We start from the raw sequence: 22,212 nt of genomic DNA on the forward strand, positions 1-22,212 counted from the left end.
TCTTGAGGCCGCCAATCAATGCAGCGCTGCATGTCATGCATGTTCAGGGAGACTTCCCGCCCCTGGCAGCGCGCACCTCGTATCAGTCCCAAGGAAAATGCCCGATGGCTCGTTCAGCTCTTCTCAATGTCATGGTTCAGGCTGCCCTCAAGGCAGGAAAGTCGCTGGGGCGTGATTTCGGCGAAGTGCAGAACCTGCAGGTCTCCGTGAAGGGACCGGGCGACTTCGTTTCCACCGCCGACCGCAAGGCCGAAAAGATCGTCAGGGAAGAGCTGCTCAAGGCGCGTCCGACCTATGGCTTCCTCGGCGAGGAAAGCGAAGAGATCAAGGGCACGGACGGCGCGCATCGCTGGATCGTCGACCCGCTCGACGGCACGACCAACTTCTTGCATGGCATCCCGGCCTTCGCTGTCTCGATCGCGCTCGAACGCAACGGCGAGATCGTTGCCGCCGTCGTCTTCAATCCGGCGGCCGACGAGCTCTATACCGCCGAGCGCGGTGGCGGTGCCTTCCTTAATGACCGACGCCTGCGCGTCGCTGCGCGCCGGGCGTTGTCGGATTGCGTCATCGGCTGCGGTGTGCCGGCGCTCGGCAAGCGCAATCACGGCAAGTTCCTGGTCGAGCTTCGCCACGTGATGGGCGAAGTTGCCGGCATCCGCCGCCTGGGTTCGCCGACCCTCGATCTTGCCTATGTCGCGGCCGGGCGGTTCGACGGTTTCTGGGAAGCGGAGCTTGCGCCGTGGGACATGGCGGCCGGCATCCTGCTCATCCGTGAAGCCGGCGGTTTCGCCACCGACTGGGACGGTGGCGCGACGATGCTGGAGAGCGGCACGATTGTCGCCGGCAACGAGATCATCCACAAGGCCTTGATCGAAGTCGTCAAGCGGCCGGTTCCCGCCAAGTGACCGAACGAAAATCTGGCTGTTGTAAAGTCACGGTTTTCGCCCCGGCATACTTCAATTCGGCACAATGTTGTTCTAGTCTCCGCCAGCAGGGAATCCGGAGGCTGCGTAACCTATGGAAAATGTGAATGTGGCGGAGATCGGCTCCACCGAAAAGACGGCGGGCATTTATGCCAACAGGCTTTCGAGCCCCATGCCCTTCCTCTGGACGATGCTGCTTTTCCTCGTCATCGTCGGTTTTATCGCCGCTATCCTCTTCCGCCAGACGCAGACCGCCTTCATGCACAATCCGGGCCTCAACGGCCTGATCGTTGGCGTTCTCGCGGTCGGAATCATCCTTGTTTTCAATCATGTACTGGCGCTTCGCCCCGAGGTGCGCTGGTTTAATTCGTTCCGCGCCGCCGGCAGTGCCGACAAGGTCAACCGCAATCCGCGGCTGCTTGCGCCAATGCGGGCGCTGCTCGGCAGCCGTAAGTCCTCGGCGTCGCTGTCGACGACTGCGCTGCGCTCGATCCTCGACTCGATTGCCAGCCGCCTCGACGAATCGCGCGACGTTTCACGCTACCTGATCGGCCTCTTGGTCTTCCTCGGCCTGCTCGGCACCTTCTGGGGCCTCATCGGCACGATCGGTTCGATCAGCGTCGTCATCCAGTCGCTCGATGCCGGCTCGAACGGCACAGGGGACGTGCTCTCGGCGCTGAAGGAAGGGCTTTCCACGCCGCTTTCGGGCATGGGCCAGGCCTTCTCCTCCTCGCTGCTCGGCCTTTCAGGTTCGCTCATTCTCGGCTTCCTCGACCTGCAGGCAGGCCGCGCGCAAAACCGCTTCTACATGGAGCTGGAAAACTGGCTGTCCTCGGTCACGGATGTCGGCTCCGATCTTGCCCCGGCTCTCGATGCTGTTTCCGGTGCTTCCTCGGACGACATGCGCGCGCTCTCCGATTATCTGCGCAAGGTCGCCGAAGAGGGTGGCGCCGGCAGCCAGCGTTCCGTCGCCGCCATGGCGAGCCTTGCCGAAGGTATTCAGGGCCTCGTCAAGAACATGCGCAACGAACAGCAGATGCTGCGCGACTGGATCGAGGCACAGCAGGACGAGGCGAAGGCGATGCGCCGCACGCTCGACCGGCTCGCCGAACGCATCGGCGTGCAGGAGCGTGCAGGCGATCGGGGCGAGCGTTTGCGCGACCGCGCCAGCCATGCGGAAAAGAGCGAGGGCAAGTAAGCCATGGCTCTTGCCCGCAACCGGCGCCGCGAACGCACGGTGGATTACTGGCCGGGCTTCGTCGACGCGCTGTCGACGCTGCTCATCTCGATCATGTTCCTGCTGACGGTCTTCGTCGTCGGGCAGTTCATCCTCAGCCGCGAGATCAGCGGACGCGATGAGGTGCTCAATCGCCTCAACAGCCAGATCAACGAGCTGACGCAGCTTCTCGCGCTCGAAAAGGGCAGCAACCAGGATCTCCAGGATTCGGTCGCCAACCTGCAGGCCTCGCTTGCCAGTGCCGAAGGCGACCGTTCGCGGCTACAGGCGCTGCTGAATGCCGGTTCGGGCGGCCAGGATGCGGCGCAGAAGCGGATCGGCTCGATGACGCAGGAGCTTGACGAGCAGAAGCAGGTGAGCGAACGGGCGCTCAGTCAGGTCGAACTGCTGAACCAGCAGATCTCAGCGCTTCGCAGCCAGATTGCCGCCGTCGAAGCAGCCCTTCAGGCGTCGGAGGAGAAAGACCGGGTCTCGCAGACCAAGATCGCCGATCTTGGCAGCCGCCTCAACGTGGCGCTCGCCGCACGCGTGCAGGAGTTGAACCGCTACCGTTCCGACTTCTTCGGCCGTCTGCGCGAGATCCTCTCGGACCGCGAGAATATCCGCATCGTCGGCGACCGGTTCGTCTTCCAGTCGGAAGTGCTGTTTCCCTCGGGTGGTGCCGATCTCAACCCGGAGGGGCAGACCGAGATGGCAAAGCTTGCCGCCGCCCTTCTCGATCTCGCCAAGGAAATCCCGCCGGAGATCAACTGGGTGCTGCGCGTCGACGGGCATACCGACAATGTGCCGCTTGCCGGAACGGGCCGCTATCGCGACAATTGGGAGCTCTCCTCGGCGCGCGCGATTTCGGTCGTCAAGTTCCTGATCGCACAGGGCGTGCCGGCCGACCGGCTGGTTGCCGCCGGCTTCGGCGAGTTCCAGCCAATCGCGCCGGGCGATACGCCGGATGCACGCTCTACCAACCGCCGCATCGAGCTGAAGCTGACCGAGAAGTGATTACAGCGCCGTGCGTCTTTGAAGACGCGCAAACGACGCTGTAACACTTTGAATGGCTGCATAATTCCTAAAATCGATTCCGATTTAAGGAATTATGCAGTGGGCTGACATTACCGCTGCACGGCCTTTAACCGGCCGGCGAGAAAGTCGCGCACGGCGGGGCTGTCGCTGAGGCCGATCGCTGTCATATAGGCGTCGGCTGCGGCGGTCTTGTCGCCGGCCTGCGCCTGAAGATAGGCACGCACGGCCCAGTAAGGCTGATAGGCTGCGACGTCGCGCCGATCGAGCTTGTCGAGCTGCTCCAGCCCGGCCGCGGCGCTCGAGGCCCTGCCGATTACTGCAGCCTGGCTGACGCGTGCACCCAGCGTCGGCTTCATCATCACCAAAGCCGCGTAGAGCGTCGTCAGCGCCTGCCAGTCAGTCGTTCCTGACAGCCGGCGCGCCGCATGCACGGACTGGATCGCAGCCTGGCACTGGAAGGGGCCGAAACGGTCGAAGTTTCCGGCTTTGCGCAGCAGCGCATCTGCCTCGGCAATCATGATCGCGTTCCACGCGGCCGTATCCTGCTCGTCCAGCGGCACATATTGGCCGTTGCTGTCGCGCCGAGTGCTGCGGCGGGCTTGGCAGTGAAGCATCAGCGAGAGGAGGCCTTTCGCCTCCGGTTCGTCCGGCAGCACCGCCAGAAGCGCACGGCCGAGCCAGATCGCCTCGCCGGCCAGCGAATGGCGTTCGTTCCCCCCGTCGAGCCCGTCCCATCCGAGACCGTAGGCGGCGTAGATCGCCGAAAGCACGGCGGCGACCCGCCCGGGCAAGTCGGGGCGAGGCGGGACGGCGAAGGGAATGCCGGCATCGCGGATCTTTACCTTGGCCCGCACCAGCCGCTGGCTCATTGCCTCTGGTGCGACGACGAAGGTCCGCGCGATGGTCTTTGCCTGGATGCCGAGAACGGTCTGCAACATCAGCGCCGTATGCACGGAGCTGTCGATGGCGGGATGGGTGCAGGCGAAGAGCAGCTTCAGCCGCTCATCGGGAAAGACGGCATTGCCGGCTTCGTTCATGCGTTCCTCAGCTTCCTCGAAGGCGACCGATATCGTCGTTTGCGCATTGGCTTCGACGGTGCGGTGGCGGGCCGCCTGCATGAGGTTGCGGCGGGCGGCCACCAGCAGCCAGGCTTCCGGATTGTCGGGAACGCCGCGCTCCGGCCAGACGCGAAGCGCCGAAGCCAGCGCTTCCGACAATGCATCCTCTGCCGCCGGCACGTCGCGCGAGCGGGCGGCGAGGAAGGCGATCAGCTTGCCGTAGGACTGGCGCGCCACCTTTTCGGCAGCGCGTCCGGCATCGGGCGGCATTGCCGCCTCACATCTGCAGGCGCGGGCGCACCTCGACCGAACCCTTGTCAGAGATCGGGACGCGGGTCGCCCATTCGAGTGCGGTGTCGATATCGGGAACATCGATCAGATAGAAGCCGCCGAGCTGTTCCTTGCCTTCCGGATAAGGCCCGTCCTGAACATCGTGTTCCTCGCCTTTGCGGCGCACGATCGTGCCCGTCTCCGGGCCGGTCAGCCCGGCGCCACCGGTCATGATCCCCGCCTGAGCAAGCGCCTTGCTGTAGGCGACCCAGCCGTCGCGATAGGCGGCATCGCCGCGGCGGGCGAAATCTTCGGCGGCTTCGCGAATGATGAGAGCATATTGCATGGAGAACTCCTGATCTCGTTGTTGCGTTGATCCAGGCATGCCGGCCGGATTCTACATCCGAAACCTCCTGCCCGGTGGAGCGGCCCGGCTTTCGGGATATCCGTTCCGTGACAATGAGGCGCGGCCACCCGTCGTTTCGACATGGCCTCATAAAAAATATGCAAAAAGAGAAATGGCGCCGAAAGTCGGAAGCAAGCGCCCGGGCTCAAGGGCGCCGGCGCTGCTCAAGGGCGCGAAAGGGCAGGGCGGCAATCACGCCGCCGCTGCCGGTCTGCTCAGGACTCGGCCTTCGTCTGGTCGACGACCTCGGCGCTTGGCGTGTTCTTCTTGATGGATTCGATGGCACTCATGGCGGACGCCTTCGCCTTGTAGCCCTCGGACGAGAACATGGCCTCCCCGTTCGATGCCTTGAAGCGGAAGCGGAACTCGCCGGCCTTATCCTTATAGACTTCGAATTTATACATAGATGTCTCCCGAAATCCCAAATCGCTGAATTGCAACCATCAGCTTAGCGGAGGCTAGATCAAAATGGCGAGCTTTTCCACTGCCTTAATAAGAATTGGGTTGCCAAGCGTCCAATTGCCACCGTTTCCATTGCACGCAAGTGAAGGAGGGATGCCGGTACATGCTCTTTCACATTACTCCATCTGGATATTCGCGCCTTCGACGACCGGCCCCCATTTGGCGAGCTCGGCCTTTACATGGGCAGCCAGTTCCTCCGGCGTCGAGCCGACGACGGTGGCACTGAATTCCTTCATGCGTTCAGCGACGGCAGGGTCGGCAAGCGCCTTTTTTGCCGAGGCGTTGAGGCGCATTATCACCTCGTTCGGCGTCTTGGCCGGAGCGAAAAGTGCATTCCAAGTATAGGTCTCGTAACCTGGAATGCCCGACTCGGCGACAGTCGGCACGTCGGGGAAGGAGGGTGCACGTTTGGCCGTGGTCACCGCCAGCGCCCGCAGGGTGCCGGCCTTGATGTGGCTCGACGAGGAGGGCAGGTTGTCGAACATGATTGGCACCTGGTTGCCGATAACGTCGTTCAATGCCGGACCGGCGCCCTTATAGGGTATGTGCTGCATGCTGACGCCGGCCATGGATTTGAAGAGCTCTCCGGAAAGATGCAACGGCGTGCCGTTGCCCGATGAGGCGTAGCTGTATTTGTCGGGCTCGGCTTTCAGCAGCGCGATCAGCTCCTGCACGGTCTTTGCCGGCAGCTCCGGATTGACGACCAGCACGTTCGGCACGACGACGAGCAGCGAGATCGGCGCAAAATCCTTTTCGGCGTCATAGGGCGTCGATTTCAGGATGAGCGGATTGAGGGCGTGGGTCGCGACCGTGCCCATCAGGATGGTGTAGCCATCCGGTTCGGCACGGGCGACGTTACCGGCGCCGAGATTGCCGCCGGCGCCGGCGACGTTCTGGACGATCACTTGCTGACCGAGATCCTCCGACATCTTCTGCGCAACGATGCGAGCGACGACATCGGTCGAGCCGCCGGCCGCGAAGGGCACGACCATGGTGATCGTGCGATCGGGAAAATCCGCAGCAGCGGCAGACGCGCCGACGGCAAAGGCCGCAAGCACACCGAAACCGAGTGCAAGGCCCGTACGTCGCGTTATATCGGAAAGCGCCATTCCCATCTCCTCCCAAGGATTTCAGCCGCAATATCCCCACTCCGGGGAAAGAAGAGGTTAGGGCGGGACGCGCGAAAAACAACCGCAGGAAGGCACGGTGGCGGTCAGACTTTAGTCGTTGTTGGCTGGCGAAGTGGCGCCGGCTATTTCGCTGCGGCGAGTACATCCTCGTTGGCGGCGTCGAATTGCAGCCGTGCCAGCCGCGCATAAATGCCGCCATGGTGGATCAGGCTCCGATGCGTGCCCTCCTCGACGACGCGGCCCTGGTCCATGACGAGGATGCGGTCGGCCTTCAGCACGGTGGCCAGGCGATGGGCGATGACGAGCGTCGTGCGGCCGTCCACCAGGCCGTCGAGCGCCTTCTGCACCAGCGTCTCGCTTTCGGCGTCAAGCGCGGAGGTCGCCTCGTCGAGCAGCAGCACCGGCGCGTTCTTCAGGATGGCACGGGCAATGGCGATGCGCTGGCGCTGGCCGCCGGAGAGCATGATGCCGCGTTCGCCAACCTCGGTCTCGTAGCCCCTGTCCAGCCGAGCGATGAATTCGTCGGCCTGCGCGGCAAGGGCTGCGGCGCGGACCTCGTCACGCGAGGCGCCGGGACGGCCGAAGGCGATGTTGTCATGGATCGAGGCGGCAAAGATGGTGACATCCTGCGGCACGATGGCGATGCGCTGGCGCAGCTCGTCGGGCGTCGTCAGCTGCGCATCGACACCGTCGATCTTCACGCTGCCCTGCTGCGGATCGTAGAAGCGCAACAGCAACGAAAAGACGGTGCTCTTGCCGGCACCGGAAGGGCCGACAATGGCGACCGTCTCACCTGGCGTGACGGCGAAGCTCAGCGCATGGAGGGCCGATTTGCCCGGACGCGAGGGATAGGCGAAATGCACACCGGAAAATTCGACGCGACCAAAGCCGGGCGAAGGAAGAGCCTGCGGGCTGGCGGGGGCGGCGATCGGCGAGACTTCGTCGAGCAATTCGGTCAACCGGTCGGCAGCGCCGGCTGCCTGCGAAAGTTCGCCCCAGACCTCCGAAAGAGCACCCAGCGACCCGGCGGCGATGACGGCATAGAGCAGGAACTGGCCAAGCGTGCCGGCCGAAAGCGTGCCGGCGAGCACGCTGTGGGCGCCGACCCAGAGAACGGCGACGACGCTGCCGAAGATCAGGGTGATGGCGATCCCCGTCAGCAGCGCGCGCGAGCGGATGGCTGCGCGGGCGGCCTGGTAGGCGGATTCGACGGCGGTGCCGTAACGCGTCGCTGCGGCATCTTCGCCGTTGAAAGCCTGGACGGTGCGGGTCGCGGCGATCGTCTCGTTGGCGAAGGCGGAGGCATCAGCGAGCGTATCCTGGGCGGCGCGCGAACGTTTGCGCACCGAGCGGCCGAAGGCGACGAGCGGGAAGACAATCAGCGGGATCGCTCCGATGACGAGGCTCGAAAGCTTCGGCGAGGTGACGATCATCATGCCCATCGCGCCGATACAGAGGATGAGGTTCCTGAGCGCTACAGAGGCAGTGGCGCCGACGGCGGACTTGATCTGCGTGGTATCGGCGGTCAGGCGCGAGACGATCTCGCCGGACTGGTTGACATCGAAGAAAGAGGGCGACAGCCTCGTCACATGGGAAAAGACATCGCGACGAAGATCAGCGACGATGCGCTCGCCGATGGTGATGACGAAATAATAGCGCAGCGCGCTTGCGACCGCGAGCACGATGGCCATCACCATCAGCATGGCGAAGTAGCTGTTGATAAAACGACCGTCCGACTGGGTGAAGCCGTGATCGATCATGCGACGCACGGCGAGCGGCAGCGCCAGCGAGGTGATGGCGGCAAGCGCCAGCGACATCAGCGCACCGGCCACCAGGCCGCGGTAACGCATGACATAGGGTGTCAGCCTGCCGAGCGGTCGCAGCGATCGCTTCTTGTTTTCCTCAGCCCGTGCCTGCTCTGCCAAATCGTCTCCGATCGCCCGCAGGACCCGCGCAATGCGGCCTGTTGGCTCTTGTTATCTAGGCGTCCTTCATGTATAGGCACCGCATCCTAATGGGAAGCCGTAGCCATCCGACTGCGGCTTCATTTATTCAATCGGTTCGTTGGCCGCAACTGCATGCGGCAAATTGAACTCCGGTATCGCAGGAAGATTGTTATGAAGGCAGGTATCCATCCCGAATATCACATGATCAAGGTGGTCATGACCGATGGCACTGAGTACGAAACCCGCTCGACCTGGGGTTCGGAAGGCGCTGTCATGAACCTCGAAATCGATTCCAAGTCGCATCCGGCCTGGACCGGCGGCAACCAGCAGCTCATGGACCGCGGTGGCCGCGTTTCCAAGTTCAACAAGCGTTTCGGCGGCCTCGGCCTCTAATCGCTTCTGCTCGACGGAATTCGAAGAGAGCCCGGTTTCGCCGGGCTTTTTTGCGTTCGCAATGGCTTACAGCGCCGCGCGTCTTTTTCGTGCGCGCAAAGGATGCTTCAGGAATGCCGGTGTTCAGCTGCAAACAAAAAACCGGCCGCGTAAGACGCAGCCGGTTTATATCGAATTCTTGCGGATCCGGTCAGTTGTTGCCGAAGGCGGTCTGCAGCAGGGAAAGCTGAGCCTGGACGCTGTTCTGATTATCATGAACGATCACGGCTTCGGACGGGCGGTAGATCTCGCGGTCGAGCAGGGCAATGCGGTTCTGCAGACGCAGTGAGCGCTCGACGAGGTCGCGGAAGGATTCCGGCAGGTCGCCCCAGCCGGGCGCGGCGCGGTCGACGTTGAAGCCGTCGAGACGGACCTTGTTCTTTTCGGCCAGTACCTGGTCGCGGGACATTTCACCGTTGTTGACGGCGCGCTGCAGCAGCAGCCAGGAGGCCATCTGCATGAGGCGGGTGGTGAGACGCATCGATTCCGCGGCGTAAAGGACCGAGGCCATCCGCGGCAGAACCTTGGAGGCGGCGCGGCCCTGGCCATCGAGGTAGGCGGCAGTCTCTTCGACCAGCGACATGCCTTCCGCGTAAAGTGCCTTGAACTGCGAGGATGCAGCGGCGCGGCCTGCAAAACTGATCGTGTTCAATCCAACTTCCGACATCGCAATAGTCCCTGTTTGCACGCAGCTACATATATTCAGGTAACGCCGGCACCGACGGAAAAGTTTCCGGGCCCCGTCTTTATGACTTTAAGATGGTATCATTAGCCCAAATGCGCAAGCCGTTTCTTAAGAAAGGGTTAATCTCCACAGTTTCGTGGAAGTGCGCCGGCCATAGGAAAAAGAAGAGCCGCAAACGCGGCTCTCAAGGTAAAACAGGGAGAAAAATCAGACCAATTCACCGCTTGGAAAACTGTCTGAGATCCAGAGAAAATCCGGATGAATATAGTAATATCTTATAAAGCTTAATATTTTATTAACATTGTGCTGAATTAAGACTTGAGGCGGTCTGTTTTATCCGCCTATAAGCTTGTTTTTCGGGGTTTTAGTGGGCTACGAGCGGAAGAAGCTTTCCGCCGCCTGCCGCCCGGAGGCCTTGCGAGTGGCCTCGGCCTCGAGACGGGCGATCTCCGTCTTCAGCAATTCCACCCGCGCCTTCAACTCGTCGACCGAAAGCATGGAGAGATCGGCGCCGATCTCATGGGCGACCTTCTTCTGCGGCCGGTCGTCATCGATGAAGCTCATGGTTCGTCCTCCGTTGGCTGCCTATAGCTTGTCACGCAATTCCCGGCAAAATCGCTTCGCGCTTTGCCTGGCAAAACCGCTGCGAGTTTTGCTGGAATTGCTCCAGAGCATGATGCCGAAAAGTGTGATCGGCTTTTGGACGACATCATGCTCTCACTATATAGTGTAGAACAGGATTCAGATTTTAGGCCGACCCGGCCTAAATCATCCTTTTCTAGCCGAACTTTACAGCAGGATCGTCGCTTTCGGGAGACTTTCCGGTTTCGGGAGGTTTGCTGGCGCCGCGGTCGGCAAGCGACATGCTTTGCGGTGTCAGCATCGGCGAGGTGCCGGTCGGGATCGTCGTGTAGGCGTCGCGGTCGCCGGCGGGGATCGCAGCGCGGATGCGGCTTCGGATGATCGCGTAAACGGTGATCAGCACATGAGCGATGGCGGTGACGAGGAAAAGCGCATGCGGAGTGATCGCCGACATGACGGGACCGCTGATCGTCGGGCCGATCACCGTGCCGATGCCGTAGAGCAGCAGCAGGCCGCCGGAGACCTTGACGAAATCCTCCGACGCCGCGAAGTCGTTCGCATGGGCGACGGCGATCGGGTAGAGCGTATTCGCCACTGCGCCGTAAAGGACAACGAGCCCGATCAGAAAAGCGGGGGACGTGGGGTGGAGCAGAAAGATCAGCAGGCCGGCAAGGGCGGCGATCCCTGACATGGCGGCAAGCACGTAGCGCCGGTCGATGCGATCGGAAAGCCGGCCGGCCGGCAGCTGCATCACCGCCCCGGCGAAGATGGTGGAGCTCATCATGACGGCGATGCTGGTGTCGGAAAGGCCGGCGCCGGCGCCGAAAACGGCGCCGAGCGTACCGTAGGCACCGTTGGCGATACCGACGAGCAGGATGCCGAGACAGGAGACCGGCGAGTTGCGATAGAGCGCCGGCAGGTCGAGGCGCACTGCCTTCAGCGGCTGCGGCGAAGCGGCGGTCGACAGCGTCGTCGGCAGCATCGCGATGCAATAGAAGATGCCGCAGATCATGAACAGCACCGGCGTGCGCACATCCTCGAGCGGGATCATCATCTGGCCGCCAACGACGCCGAGCAGTGTGATGCCGATATAGAGCGAGAAGATCGCGCCGCGGCTCTCGTTGCTGGCGCGCTCGTTCAGCCAGCTTTCGATAATCATCGACGTGCCGGCGGTGGAGAAGCCGGTGACGGCGCGCAGGACCACCCACCAGACCGGATGAATGATGATGCCGCTGACCAGCGCGATGATGGCGATGATCGAGATGAAGCCGGAAAAGGCACGCACATGGCCGACGCGGCGCACGATCTTCGGCGCAACCAGGCAGCCGATGACGAAGCCTCCGGCCCATGAGGTGCCGAGCAGGCCGAGCGTCGTCGTTGCGTAGCCTTCGAGATTGCCGCGCACAGGAAGCAGGATGCCCTGCAGGCCGTTGCCCATGAAAAGGAAGAGCGTGCCAAAGAGCAGCGCGGCGACGGATAGAAGGTTTCTTTTCATTTCCCCAGACTCGGTCTCAGCGATTTGCAATGGACATAAGGCAAGACCTGCGTCAGCCCAGTCTCAAGATGATTGATTGTGCCCCGGAATGTCTTTACGGCGTGTGGAGATCCTCTTGTTCGCGCGGAAAGATGTCCGTCCTGTGACATTCCGAAAAACGGAAAAAATAAAGCATGACAAAGCTGATAGCCTTGCTGCTCATCCTTGCCATGGCGATACAGGTGATCAAGCCGCTCGGGCTTCCCGGCCTCAGGCGGCGGATGGATTTCTGGAAGATCGCGCTGATCGCTTTCGGCGTCTGGGCATTGGCTCTGCTTTCGCGCGATTTCCTGATGTAACCCTGAATTACATATAACCCGGGGCTGCGACTCGACCTGCGACCGTCAGTCCTGCAGGCTAATTTCTCCGCGCATGACGGAAACGCAGCTTCCCGAAATGACGACATCGGTGACGATGCCGTTGGATTTCACGACGTCAAGGGTGATGACGCTGCGGCGGCCCATTTCGACGCCCTGTTCGATCGTGATGCGGGCGTTCATATCGGCCTCCGGCGCCAGCGAAACGAGATAAGCGCCAAGCGCGGCGGAAGCGCTGCCCGTTGCCGGATCTTCAGGCACGTTATCGAGGGGCGCGAACATGCGGGCGCGGATATTCCATAGATTTTCGGCTGTCCTGACATAGAGGAAGAGCGAGAAATCGTGGCCGCTGGTCGTCTGGCGACCGGCGGCTGCCTGGAACCCGGCAAGGTTCGGGCGGGCGGCGGCCAACGCTTCGAGCCCGTTCAGCTCTGCGACGGCAAAATTCAGACCGACCGAAGCAAAGGCCGGGGCATGGGTGGTGCTGACGATGACGCCGGGGTCGAGCGAGACGCAGCCGGCGATGGCTTCCACGGCGATGGCGTCGCCGATCGTCAGCGGCCGCGGCGCGCGGATGGCGGCGGCAGCAACCTTTCCGCCGTTGCGTTTGAGGCTGACCTCGACGATCCCGGCCCTTTCCTCGAAGCGCAGCGTATCGCCGACCGGCTTGCCGAAGATCTCCGCCTGCTGGCCGAGCACATAGGCCGTGCCGACGTTCGGGTGGCCGGCGAAGGGTATTTCCATCGTCGGGGTGAAGATGCGCACGCGGGCGGAATTCTGAGCGTCTTCCGGCGGCAGCACGAAGGTGACTTCGGAATAGTTGAACTCGGTGGCGATCTTTTGCATCGCCGCATCGCTCAGACCGCGCGCATCGGAAATGACGGCAAGCGGATTGCCCTCGAAGCGGGTGGAGGTGAAGACATCGACGGTGACATAGGAGAGGGTGTTCATGGCGGGCTCCTGTAGTGACAGGACGCTATGAGTAATCACGGTTTTTCGCGGAACGAAGCGGTTTCTTGTCGCCGTGACAATGAGAGGTAGGAGAGAGGATGACAGGGGCGGCTACGCTGCGGTTGCCGTCCCTGCCCAAGTCCTAAGCGTTAATAATCAGGCCGCCTTTTCCAGGTCCTTCTTCCAGTTGCCCTTGGCGGCGAGGCTGTTCATCTCGGCGCGGTGGGTGAATTCGCGCTGGCCGGCGGCGACGTTTTCCTGCTTGCCGTTCCAGGCCTTGAGCGCGCTGTCCTGAAGGGCGCGGCCGTAGGAGAAGGTGACGAACCAGGGCAGGTCGCCGATGGCATTGATCGCCGAAAGGTGGGCTGTCGCTTCTTCGGTCGTCTGGCCGCCGGAGAGGAAGGCGATCCCGGGAACGGCAGGCGGAACGGTCGCCTTCAGCACCTTGACGGTGCGTTCGGCAACTTCCGCGACCGAGGCCTTGCGGGCGTTCTTGCCGTCGATCACCATGTTCGGCTTCAGGATCATGCCTTCGAGATTGACGCGGGCGTCGGCGAGCTCCTCGAAAACGATGCGCAGCGTGAACTCGGTCACTTCGGCGCAGCGGTCGATATTGTGGTCGCCCGGCTTGCCGTCCATCAGGCATTCCGGCTCGACGATCGGAACGATCCCGGCCTCCTGGCAGAGTGCGGCATAACGGGCAAGCGCCTGAGCGTTGGCGCGGACGGAACCGCGGGTCGGCAAGGTCGACGAGATGGCGATGACGCCGCGCCACTTGGCGAAGCGGGCGCCGGCTTCATAATATCTGGCAAGGCGCTCGCCGAGGCCGTCGAGGCCTTCGGTGATGGTTTCAGCGGGATATTTGGCCATCGGCTTGGCGCCAGTATCGACCTTGATGCCGGGAATGGCGCCGGCTGCGCGGATGATATCGACGAACGGCGTGCCGTCCGCAGCCTTCTGGAACAGCGTCTCTTCGAAGAGGATGACGCCGGAGATATATTTCTTCATCGCCTCGTCGGAACGGAAGAGCATTTCGCGGTAGTCGCGCCGGCTCGTTTCGGTCGATTCGAGATTGATCGCGTCGAAACGCTTCTTGATGGTGGAGGTCGATTCATCGGCGGCGAGCAGCCCCCGGCCGCCCGTAACCATCTGCACTGCAATGTCTTCCAGTCGTTCGCTCATTTCGTTCTCTCCACAACAATAAACATCGGCACTTGAGGAATATAGAACGCGGATAACAGAAGTTGATAGCGAGGAAAATGGAAGGCTAAGTCATTGAAACGATTGAATCCAATTCAATCGTTTGAAAATTTGGGATTTTTTTCATCATCTGAGCAAAAGACCGCGGAAGCTGTTTTTCTTCCACGGTCTATCCACATGTAAAATCTGCGGAATCAGTCGCGCCGACTATCCGGCGGCGTTGAGGACGGCGACGCCGGGAAGCTCTTTGCCTTCCATCCATTCGAGGAAGGCGCCGCCGGCGGTCGAGACATAGGTGAAATCGTCGGCAACGCCAGCATGGTTGAGCGCCGAGACGGTATCGCCGCCGCCGGCAACGGAGGTGAGCTTGCCGGCTACCGTGCGCCCAGCGGCGTATTTCGCGGCAGCGACCGTTGCAGTATCGAAGGGTTCGATCTCGAAGGCGCCGAGCGGGCCGTTCCAGACCAGGGTTGCGGCGCGCTCGATCCAGGCATTGATGGCCTCAACGGATTTCGGGCCGACATCGAGCACCATGGCATCGGCGGGAATGGCGTTGATATCGACCGTCTCGTTGGCGGCACCCGCCTTGAACTCGCGAGCGATGACGCCATCCTCGGGCAGGATAATGGCGCAGCCGGCGGTCGCGGCCTCGATCATGATCTGCTTGGCGGTCTCGGCGAGATCATGTTCGCAGAGCGACTTGCCGACATTGGTGCCGCGGGCGGCGATGAAGGTATTCGCCATGCCGCCGCCGATGACGAGCGCATCGACCTTCTTCACGAGGTTCATCAACAGGTCGATCTTGGTGGAGACCTTGGCGCCGCCGACGATCGCGACGACAGGGCGAGCGGGATCACCGAGGCCCTTTTCCAACGCTTCCAGCTCCGCCTGCATGGTGCGGCCGGCATAGGCCGGCAGGTGGTGGGCAAGACCCTCGGTCGAGGCATGGGCGCGGTGGGCGGCCGAAAAGGCGTCGTTGACGTAGATGTCGCCGTTGGCGGCAAGCGCCTTGGTGAAGTCGGGGTCGTTCTTTTCCTCGCCCTTGTGGAAGCGGGTGTTTTCCAGAAGCAGGATGTCGCCGTCATTCATCGCGGCAACGGCAGAGGCAGCGGCCTCGCCGATGCAGTCGGAAGCCGTCAGCACCGCATGATCAAGCACTTCCTCGACGGAAGGGGCAATCAGCGACAGCGACAGCTCCGGCGAAGGGCCATCCTTCGGCCGGCCGAAATGGGCGAGCAGGATCACCTTGGCACCCTTTTCGGACAGTTCGAGGATCGTCGGCGCCACACGCTCGATGCGCGTCGTATCGGTGACCTTGCCGTCTTTCACCGGGACGTTGAGATCGACGCGGACGAGAACGCGCTTGCCGCTGAGGTCGGAAAGATCGTCGAGGGTCTTGAAAGAAGGCATGGGGAGGATCCTGTCGTGGTTGGCGAAAGTTGCGCCGAACATAGCAAGGATCATTCGAGACGCAAGGCGTTCAACGGCCGTTTTCGCGTGTGCCTTCGTCACGTCCGGCCGGCGCTTTCGGCGTGCTTTCGGAGGCTGCGGTTTCTCGGTTCCGGCGTCCGTTTAACCGGTCGCGGATGCGCTGAATGATGTCCTTGAGATTGATGAAGATCGGCAGCGTGATCGCCGGCTCGACCGCTTCGAGCGACATGCCGACCGAAGTGACGTGGTCGTGCTCATCGAGATCGCGGACGATGAGGATGATCGAGCCGAGGCGGACGCGGTCGGCGTAATCGGCCTTGCCGCCGAGGCGCTGCCGCATCAATTCGGCGATCGTCAGGCCCTTTTCGGATTCGTTGAGCAGGCCGGGGCCATAGGCGGCGTCGAGATCGGCGGCGGGGCGGGCGGGAGAGAGCGCGAAGGCCCCGAAGAATTCGGCATCGTCGTCATCGACAGGCGCCCGGCTGGCGAAGAGCCGGTCGAGCAGGCGGGAATAGCTCGGGACGATGAAGAGGTAGACGAGATCGTGCTCGCGCAGCCGCCCGGCATATTGGTAGCGCATCGATTTGCCGTCGCGGATGACGAGCGACGGGGTCGCCCAGCGCGGAATGCGCTCGCCGCGCAGCACCGGGCTATCCTTGATGACGCGGTAGGAAAGCAGTTCGTGGTTGGCCGCGCCCGGCAGGTCGACCTCGACCTTGTCGACGGCGCCGATGCGCGGCGGAATGATCAGCCCGAGCTTCTTGGCGACGGGTTTGATCGTCCAGCCCTGGAGGAGCAGCGAGACCAGCACGATGATGAAGGCGGTGTTGAAATAGATCTGGCCGTTCTCAAGCCCGCCGAGGATCGGCATGATGGCGAGCAGGATGGAGACGGCGCCGCGCAGGCCGACCCAGGCGACGAAACCGATTTCCTGCTGCGTGTAATCGAAGGGAAGCAGCGACAGCCAGATCGCCAACGGCCGGGCGATGAAGATCAGGAAGAGGGCGAGCAGAATAGCCGGCACGATGATGACAGGGAATTGCGACGGCGTGGCGAGCAGGCCGAGCACCAGGAACATGATGATCTGCGCCAGCCAGGTCATGCCGTCCTGGAAGCGCTTGATGGTGCCGATCGCCTGCATCTTGCGGTTTCCGGCATAGATGCCGGCGACATAGACGGCGAGGAAGCCGCTGCCGCCAACCGCGCCGGTGAAGGAAAAGACGAGAAGAGCGAGCGCCAGCACGAAGATCGGCGTCAGGCCGCGATCGGTATCGAGCTTGCTGACGATCAGCACGATCATCATGCCGCCGAGCAGGCCGAGAATGACACCGAGGCCCATCTGCTGCACGAACATGGCGAGCATGCCGATATTGATGCCGGCATAACGCTCGCCGCTCGCCAGCACCTCGACGAGGGCGATGGTGAGGAAGATCGCCATCGGGTCGTTGGTGCCGGATTCCACTTCCAGCGTCGAGCGCACCTTGTCGCGAATGTTGATGCCGCCGATGCGCAGCAGGAAAAAGACGGCGGCGGCATCCGTCGATGCGACGATCGAGCCGAGCAGCAGTCCTTCCAGCCAAGTGAAATTCAAAAGCCACATGGCGGCGAAGGCAAAGAGCGAGGCGGTGATCAGCACGCCGACCGAGGCGAGCGCCAGAGAGGGCACGGCCGCCAGCCGGAAGGCCTGCATCGGCGTGCCGAAGCCGGAATCGAACAGGATGATGGCCAGCGCGATGGAGCCGAGAATATAGGCGAGATAATTGTTGCTGAACTCGATGCCGAGGCCATCGACGCCGGCAGCAAGGCCGATCATCAGGAAGAGCAGCAGCAGGGGGGCGCCGAAGCGGAAGGCGAGCAGGCTCGAAAAAGCGGCAAGAAGCACGAGCGCCGTCGAAACCAGCACCACGATATAGAACGCTTCCATGCCCACCCCTTTCCATCGACTGCTTCGCGAACACAGCCGCCCGGCCGATTCGCCTTTATCCAACCCCTCCGGCACGCGCGGCAATCCGTCAGTAAACGGCAAAACGTCAGAGAAGGGTAGGCCTTGCGGCTTAACCTCGTCGCGATGCTGCTTCATACTGCTGAACGGCTGCCGGACGGCCAACCGACACGGAATGCTACGGGAGAAATTCTCTATAAAGAATGTATAGGAAAATCGGGCGAGAGCAGGGCAAAAGAGACGGGCACGGATTTTTCCTGCCGGTATCTGCGAATGGCAACAGAATAAGACACGCATCCCCTTTCACGCGGCCCGTTTGCCTCGTCCGATGACGGGAAGACTAGATTGCAGGCGCGGATGCGGAGAGCGGGGAGAATGAGCGCCGAGATTTTTCGATATCGGGTGGAAATGCCGGCCGCTCAGGGCGAGCAGCCGGCGGTCGTTTTGTGCCGGAAGCGGCCGGCCCTGCTCTGCTATCCGAACACTTCCTGAAGTATGACGATAGCGAGAAACGAGAGGCCAATGAACGCGGCAACCCAGATGACCAGACGATTGGCCTTTGCCAGCACGGCAGGTCTGACGTCCCGCTTGGGGTGAAACCGTTGCCGCCGTTTGAGGGAGGTCTGGGACAAGCGTTTTTGTGCCTCTGCCATTTATCACCTCCACTCGGCTCATTCCAGCCATTGTGCAGCGCTGCGCATTTCCTCAATCTAACACGCTTGGCCAGCGGATTACCAATCTGTGATCCATCCTTGCGGCCAGGGAATTCGGTGACGATTGTTTCCCGTAGGACGCCTATCGAATGCGAACCCGAGGCAGGCTCAACTGCACCGCCATCTCGAGCCCGCCGCTTCGATATGACTTCGAAACCGGAAAAAGATGCGGATCGTCGATCAGTCTTCGACGGTATCGTCTTCGCCATCGATCAGATCCGCGACCGGCACGAGGAACACGACGAACTCGTCCTCGATGGTCCGTTCGGGATCGTCGTCGAATTCATAGGCGTGCTCGACTTCGCTTGCTTCCTCGGTGGTCGCCTTGCGCAAGCTCAGGGCCGCTTTGCGGTCCCAAAGAGGCTTGCCTTCGGATTCCAAGACGGTCAAATCGTCGCGAAAGTCTTCCGCCTCGAAGAAATGCGTCGCTTCCTCGTGATTTTCCGAGCGAAAACTGGCAACGGCACGGCCGGCGATTTCAACGGTAAAGTAATCCATCCATCTCTCTCGTTTTCATGCGGGCGACAGTGTTGCCGCACGGTATTGGCGTGGCCACGCCTGGCCGGTAGCCAATGCGCGGGTGACGTATTCTAGCAGATCTCATCCGGGCAATGGGCGAAAAGATGCCGGTGCGGGAGGGCCGGTTTCGTTCTCAGGCGCGGCAATAAAAAGCGGCCCGGTTTCCCGGGCCGCTTGCATGTCGATGCCTCAAGAGCGCTCAGATGAGCTTGGCGAAAGCGACTGCCGTGTCGGACATGCGGCTGGAGAAGCCCCACTCGTTGTCGTACCAGGACAGGACGCGCACGAAGTTGCCTTCCATGACCTTGGTCTGATCGGTTGCGAAGATCGAGGAGTGGCTGTCGTGGTTGAAGTCACGGGAGACGAGCGGCTCGTCGGTGTAGCCGAGGATGCCCTTCAGCTTGCCGTCTGCAGCAGCCTTGATGGCTTCGTTGATTTCGCCAACGCTGGTCGCCTTCTTGGCGACGAACTTGAAGTCGACGACGGAAACGTTCGGGGTCGGAACGCGGATCGAGGTGCCGTCGAGCTTGCCCTTGAGGTGCGGCATGACGAGGCCGACTGCCTTGGCTGCACCCGTCGAGGTCGGGATCATCGAGAGGGCAGCAGCGCGGGCGCGATACAGGTCCTTGTGCATCGTGTCGAGCGTCGGCTGGTCGCCGGTGTAGGAGTGGATGGTCGTCATGAAGCCGTGGTCGATGCCGACGGCGTCGTCGAGAACCTTCACGACCGGCACCAGGCAGTTGGTGGTGCAGGACGCGTTGGAGATGACCAAGTGCTCCTTGGTGAGCTGGTCATGGTTGACGCCGAAGACGACCGTGAGGTCGGCACCATCGGCAGGCGCCGAGACGATGACGCGCTTGGCGCCGGCAGTCAGGTGAGCGGCAGCCTTGTCGCGGGCGGTGAAGATGCCGGTGCATTCCATCGCGATGTCGACGCCGAGTTCGCGGTGCGGGAGCGTTGCCGGATCCTTGATCGCCGTGACCTTGATCGGCTTGCCGTTGCCGACGATGATCGTGTCGCCCTCGACCTTCACCGTTGCCGGGAAGCGGCCGTGGATCGAGTCGTAGCGCAGCAGGTGGGCGTTGGTTTCAACCGGGCCGAGATCATTGATGGCGACGACTTCGATGTCGGTGCGGCCGGATTCGACGATGGCGCGAAGGACGTTGCGGCCGATGCGGCCGAAACCGTTGATGGCAACCTTGACTGTCATGTTCATTCACTCCCGATAGAGTAGGGCCCGATAGCGAGGGCCTGGAATTGAGGAGATGGAGAGCGCCTCAAGGCGCCCTCATTAAAGCTTTGCTTCGGCGGCCGCAACGACGGCGTCGACGGTGATGCCGAAATGCTTGTAAACTTCCTTGACCGGGCCGGAAGCGCCGAAGCTCTTCATGCCAATGAAGGTACCTTCCGGTCCAATGAACGCATCCCAGCCTTCGCGAACGGCGGCTTCGACGGCGATCTTGACCGGCGAGTTGCCGAGAATTTCCTTGCGATAGGCTTCCGGCTGCTCGAAGAACAGTTCCGTGCAGGGAACCGATACGACGCGGACGGTGACGCCCTTGGCTTCGAGGGCCGTACGCGCCGCAACGGCGATTTCGACTTCCGAGCCGGATGCGAAGATCGTCACCTTGGCGTCGGCATTGCCGGCCAGCGTGTAGGCGCCCTGTTCGCAGAGGTTCTTTTCGCTGTATTCGGTGCGGGACGGCGTGAGGTTCTGGCGCGTCAGAGCAAGGCCCGAGGGACGGTTGTGCGTCTTGATGGCGATCTGCCAGCATTCCGCTGTTTCCGTGGCATCGGCCGGACGGAAGACCATCAGGTTCGGGATGGCGCGCAGACCGGCGAGCTGCTCGACCGGCTGGTGCGTCGGGCCGTCTTCGCCGACGCCGATCGAGTCATGCGTCAGGACGTGAATGACGCGGATGCCCATCAGCGAAGCAAGGCGGATGGGCGGGCGGCAATAATCCGAGAAGATCAGGAAGCCGCCGCTATAGGGGATGAGGCCGCCATGCAGCGCAATGCCGTTCATAGCAGACGCCATGCCATGCTCGCGGATGCCCCAATGCATGTAACGACCGGCGAAATCCGTCGGGGTGATCGAATGCATCTGGCTGGTCTTGGTATTGTTCGACGGCGTCAAGTCGGCGGAGCCGCCGAGCGTCTCCGGCAGGAAGCCGTTGATGACCTCGAGCGCGTCTTCCGAAGCCTTGCGGGTCGCAACCGTCGGCTTGGTCTCGGCGAGCTTCTTTTTATATGCGCTGATCGCGGCGTCGAAGCCTTCCGGCAGATCGCCTGCCATGCGGCGGGTGAACTCGGCCCTGGCCGGAGCCTTGGCAAGACCGTCTTCCCAGGACTTGACGAAGTCGGCCGAGCGAGCGCCGGCTGCACGCCAGCTGTCGAGCACATCAGACGGGATGACGAAGGCTTCGGATTCCCAGTTCAGCGCCTTGCGGGTGGCGGCAATTTCCTCGGCGCCGAGCGGGTTGCCGTGAACCTTGTGGGTGCCCTGCTTGTTCGGGGCGCCAAAGCCGATGATCGTCTTGCAGGCGATGAAGGTCGGGCGGTCGGACTTGTGGGCCGCTTCGATCGCGTCGGCGATGGCGGCCTGATCGTGACCGTCGATCTCGATGGTGTTCCAGTGTACCGCCTTGAAGCGGGCGACCTGGTCGGTGGAATCCGACAGGGAGACGGCGCCGTCGATTGTGATCGAGTTGTTATCCCAGAACAGGACGAGCTTGTTGAGCTTCAGGTGGCCGGCGAGCGCGATGGCTTCGTGGCTGATGCCTTCCATCAGGCAGCCGTCGCCGCAGATCGCATAGGTATAGTGATCCTGGAGATCGGAGCCGAACTCCTCGCGCAGCTTGCGTTCGGCAATCGCCATGCCGACGGAATTGGCGATACCCTGGCCGAGCGGACCGGTCGTCGTTTCGATGCCTGTGGCATGACCGTATTCCGGATGGCCGGCGGTTTTCGAGCCGAGCTGACGGAACTGCTTCAGATCCTCGATCGTCATATCGGGATAGCCGGTCAGATACAGCAGCGAATAAAGCAGCATCGAGCCATGGCCGGCCGACAGCACGAAGCGATCGCGGTTCGGCCAGTGCGGCTTCTTCGGATCGAACCTCAGATATTTGGTGAACAGAACCGTCGCCACGTCAGCCATGCCCATCGGCATGCCCGGATGGCCGGAGTTCGCCTTTTCAACGGCGTCCATGGCGAGAAAACGGATCGCATTCGCCATCCGGTCGTGTTGTTCGGGAGAGGTCATGGCTTTTCCGCAAGTTCCGGGTGTCGGGGGATGGCCTCGAGCCTCCAAGACCATCGAGTGAAAGCGGCAGAGACATAGCAGTTGGGACGGGCAAGTCAATAAATGGCAGGCCAAATCCGGGCGTGCAGCGGCGATTTTTGACATTTGATCGCGCGATTGTACAAATGACGAATCTGATGTGGCCGACATGTG

General features: G+C 62.0%; 21 protein-coding genes. 5 read left to right on the forward strand and 16 right to left on the reverse strand.

Going from position 1 to position 22,212, the window contains the following annotated elements; translation table 11 throughout:
* Window positions 1–104: 104 nt before the first annotated feature.
* The 3 genes from HFO99_RS14710 to HFO99_RS14720 all read left to right on the forward strand — a co-directional run bounded on the left by HFO99_RS14710 (window position 105) and on the right by HFO99_RS14720 (window position 3,156).
* Window positions 105–905, forward strand: coding sequence for an inositol monophosphatase family protein (locus HFO99_RS14710; protein ID WP_221951001.1), 801 nt, complete (start codon window positions 105–107; stop codon window positions 903–905).
* A gap of 112 nt (window positions 906–1,017) precedes the next feature.
* On the forward strand, window positions 1,018–2,121 hold the full coding sequence (locus HFO99_RS14715) for a MotA/TolQ/ExbB proton channel family protein (RefSeq protein WP_222250115.1): 1,104 nt from the start codon (window positions 1,018–1,020) through the stop codon (window positions 2,119–2,121).
* A gap of 3 nt (window positions 2,122–2,124) precedes the next feature.
* Window positions 2,125–3,156, forward strand: coding sequence for a peptidoglycan -binding protein (locus HFO99_RS14720; protein WP_222361963.1), 1,032 nt, complete (start codon window positions 2,125–2,127; stop codon window positions 3,154–3,156).
* A gap of 110 nt (window positions 3,157–3,266) precedes the next feature.
* Here the strand turns inward: HFO99_RS14720 and HFO99_RS14725 are convergent, their stop codons facing one another.
* From HFO99_RS14725 to HFO99_RS14745, 5 genes are all read right to left on the reverse strand, one after another.
* A complete protein-coding gene (locus HFO99_RS14725) occupies window positions 3,267–4,505 on the reverse strand; it encodes an RNA polymerase sigma factor (protein ID WP_222361965.1) in 1,239 nt (412 codons plus the stop codon).
* Between the two features lie 7 nt (window positions 4,506–4,512).
* A complete protein-coding gene (locus HFO99_RS14730) occupies window positions 4,513–4,851 on the reverse strand; it encodes a YciI family protein (RefSeq protein ID WP_222334215.1) in 339 nt (112 codons plus the stop codon).
* Window positions 4,852–5,126: 275 nt separating this feature from the next.
* A complete protein-coding gene (locus tag HFO99_RS14735) occupies window positions 5,127–5,315 on the reverse strand; it encodes a YegP family protein (RefSeq protein WP_017968150.1) in 189 nt (62 codons plus the stop codon).
* 174 nt (window positions 5,316–5,489) lie between these two features.
* A complete protein-coding gene (locus HFO99_RS14740; RefSeq protein ID WP_222361967.1) occupies window positions 5,490–6,482 on the reverse strand; it encodes a Bug family tripartite tricarboxylate transporter substrate binding protein in 993 nt (330 codons plus the stop codon).
* Window positions 6,483–6,625: 143 nt separating this feature from the next.
* Entirely contained in the window at window positions 6,626–8,428 is a 1,803-nt protein-coding gene (locus HFO99_RS14745; protein ID WP_222361969.1) for an ABC transporter transmembrane domain-containing protein, read from the reverse strand.
* Between the two features lie 192 nt (window positions 8,429–8,620).
* Here HFO99_RS14745 and rpmE point away from each other — a divergent pair, with 192 nt between their 5' ends.
* Window positions 8,621–8,842, forward strand: coding sequence for a 50S ribosomal protein L31 (gene rpmE, locus HFO99_RS14750; RefSeq protein WP_003542805.1), 222 nt, complete (start codon window positions 8,621–8,623; stop codon window positions 8,840–8,842).
* Between the two features lie 190 nt (window positions 8,843–9,032).
* On the opposite strand, the gene HFO99_RS14755 is transcribed toward rpmE, so the two are convergent.
* From HFO99_RS14755 to HFO99_RS14765, 3 genes are all read right to left on the reverse strand, one after another.
* Entirely contained in the window at window positions 9,033–9,548 is a 516-nt protein-coding gene (locus HFO99_RS14755) for a DUF1465 family protein (protein ID WP_003542804.1), read from the reverse strand.
* A gap of 390 nt (window positions 9,549–9,938) precedes the next feature.
* A complete protein-coding gene (locus HFO99_RS14760; RefSeq protein WP_018481035.1) occupies window positions 9,939–10,130 on the reverse strand; it encodes a DUF1192 domain-containing protein in 192 nt (63 codons plus the stop codon).
* A gap of 214 nt (window positions 10,131–10,344) precedes the next feature.
* Window positions 10,345–11,643 carry an MFS transporter gene (locus HFO99_RS14765; RefSeq protein ID WP_064247672.1) on the reverse strand — a complete coding sequence of 433 codons (1,299 nt, stop codon included), beginning with the start codon at window positions 11,641–11,643 and terminating at the stop codon, window positions 10,345–10,347.
* A gap of 173 nt (window positions 11,644–11,816) precedes the next feature.
* Between HFO99_RS14765 and HFO99_RS14770 the strand changes: the two genes are divergently transcribed.
* On the forward strand, window positions 11,817–11,981 hold the full coding sequence (locus HFO99_RS14770) for a hypothetical protein (protein WP_165406136.1): 165 nt from the start codon (window positions 11,817–11,819) through the stop codon (window positions 11,979–11,981).
* Window positions 11,982–12,026: 45 nt separating this feature from the next.
* Here HFO99_RS14770 and HFO99_RS14775 read toward each other — a convergent pair whose 3' ends face one another.
* The 8 genes from HFO99_RS14775 to tkt form a co-directional block, all read right to left on the reverse strand.
* Window positions 12,027–12,950: a PhzF family phenazine biosynthesis protein gene (locus HFO99_RS14775; protein ID WP_222334222.1), complete on the reverse strand. Its 924-nt coding sequence runs from the start codon at window positions 12,948–12,950 to the stop codon at window positions 12,027–12,029.
* A 156-nt stretch (window positions 12,951–13,106) separates the two neighbouring features.
* Window positions 13,107–14,132, reverse strand: a complete 1,026-nt coding sequence (locus tag HFO99_RS14780) for a class I fructose-bisphosphate aldolase (protein ID WP_222334223.1) — start codon at window positions 14,130–14,132, stop codon at window positions 13,107–13,109.
* Window positions 14,133–14,357: 225 nt separating this feature from the next.
* On the reverse strand, window positions 14,358–15,560 hold the full coding sequence (locus HFO99_RS14785) for a phosphoglycerate kinase (protein WP_222361971.1): 1,203 nt from the start codon (window positions 15,558–15,560) through the stop codon (window positions 14,358–14,360).
* Window positions 15,561–15,630: 70 nt separating this feature from the next.
* On the reverse strand, window positions 15,631–17,505 hold the full coding sequence (locus tag HFO99_RS14790; RefSeq protein ID WP_222361973.1) for a potassium/proton antiporter: 1,875 nt from the start codon (window positions 17,503–17,505) through the stop codon (window positions 15,631–15,633).
* 491 nt (window positions 17,506–17,996) lie between these two features.
* Complete coding sequence (locus HFO99_RS14795; RefSeq protein WP_222361975.1) at window positions 17,997–18,176, reverse strand: hypothetical protein; 180 nt, start codon at window positions 18,174–18,176, stop codon at window positions 17,997–17,999.
* A gap of 240 nt (window positions 18,177–18,416) precedes the next feature.
* Window positions 18,417–18,734 carry a hypothetical protein gene (locus HFO99_RS14800; protein ID WP_222361978.1) on the reverse strand — a complete coding sequence of 106 codons (318 nt, stop codon included), beginning with the start codon at window positions 18,732–18,734 and terminating at the stop codon, window positions 18,417–18,419.
* 220 nt (window positions 18,735–18,954) lie between these two features.
* Entirely contained in the window at window positions 18,955–19,965 is a 1,011-nt protein-coding gene (gene gap / locus HFO99_RS14805; protein ID WP_222361980.1) for a type I glyceraldehyde-3-phosphate dehydrogenase, read from the reverse strand.
* 81 nt (window positions 19,966–20,046) lie between these two features.
* On the reverse strand, window positions 20,047–22,020 hold the full coding sequence (gene tkt / locus HFO99_RS14810) for a transketolase (RefSeq protein ID WP_222334230.1): 1,974 nt from the start codon (window positions 22,018–22,020) through the stop codon (window positions 20,047–20,049).
* Window positions 22,021–22,212: the final 192 nt, after the last annotated feature.

The sequence above is a fragment of the Rhizobium leguminosarum genome, assembly GCF_019798305.1.
GTDB classification, from domain to species: Bacteria; Pseudomonadota; Alphaproteobacteria; order Rhizobiales; family Rhizobiaceae; genus Rhizobium; species Rhizobium leguminosarum_U.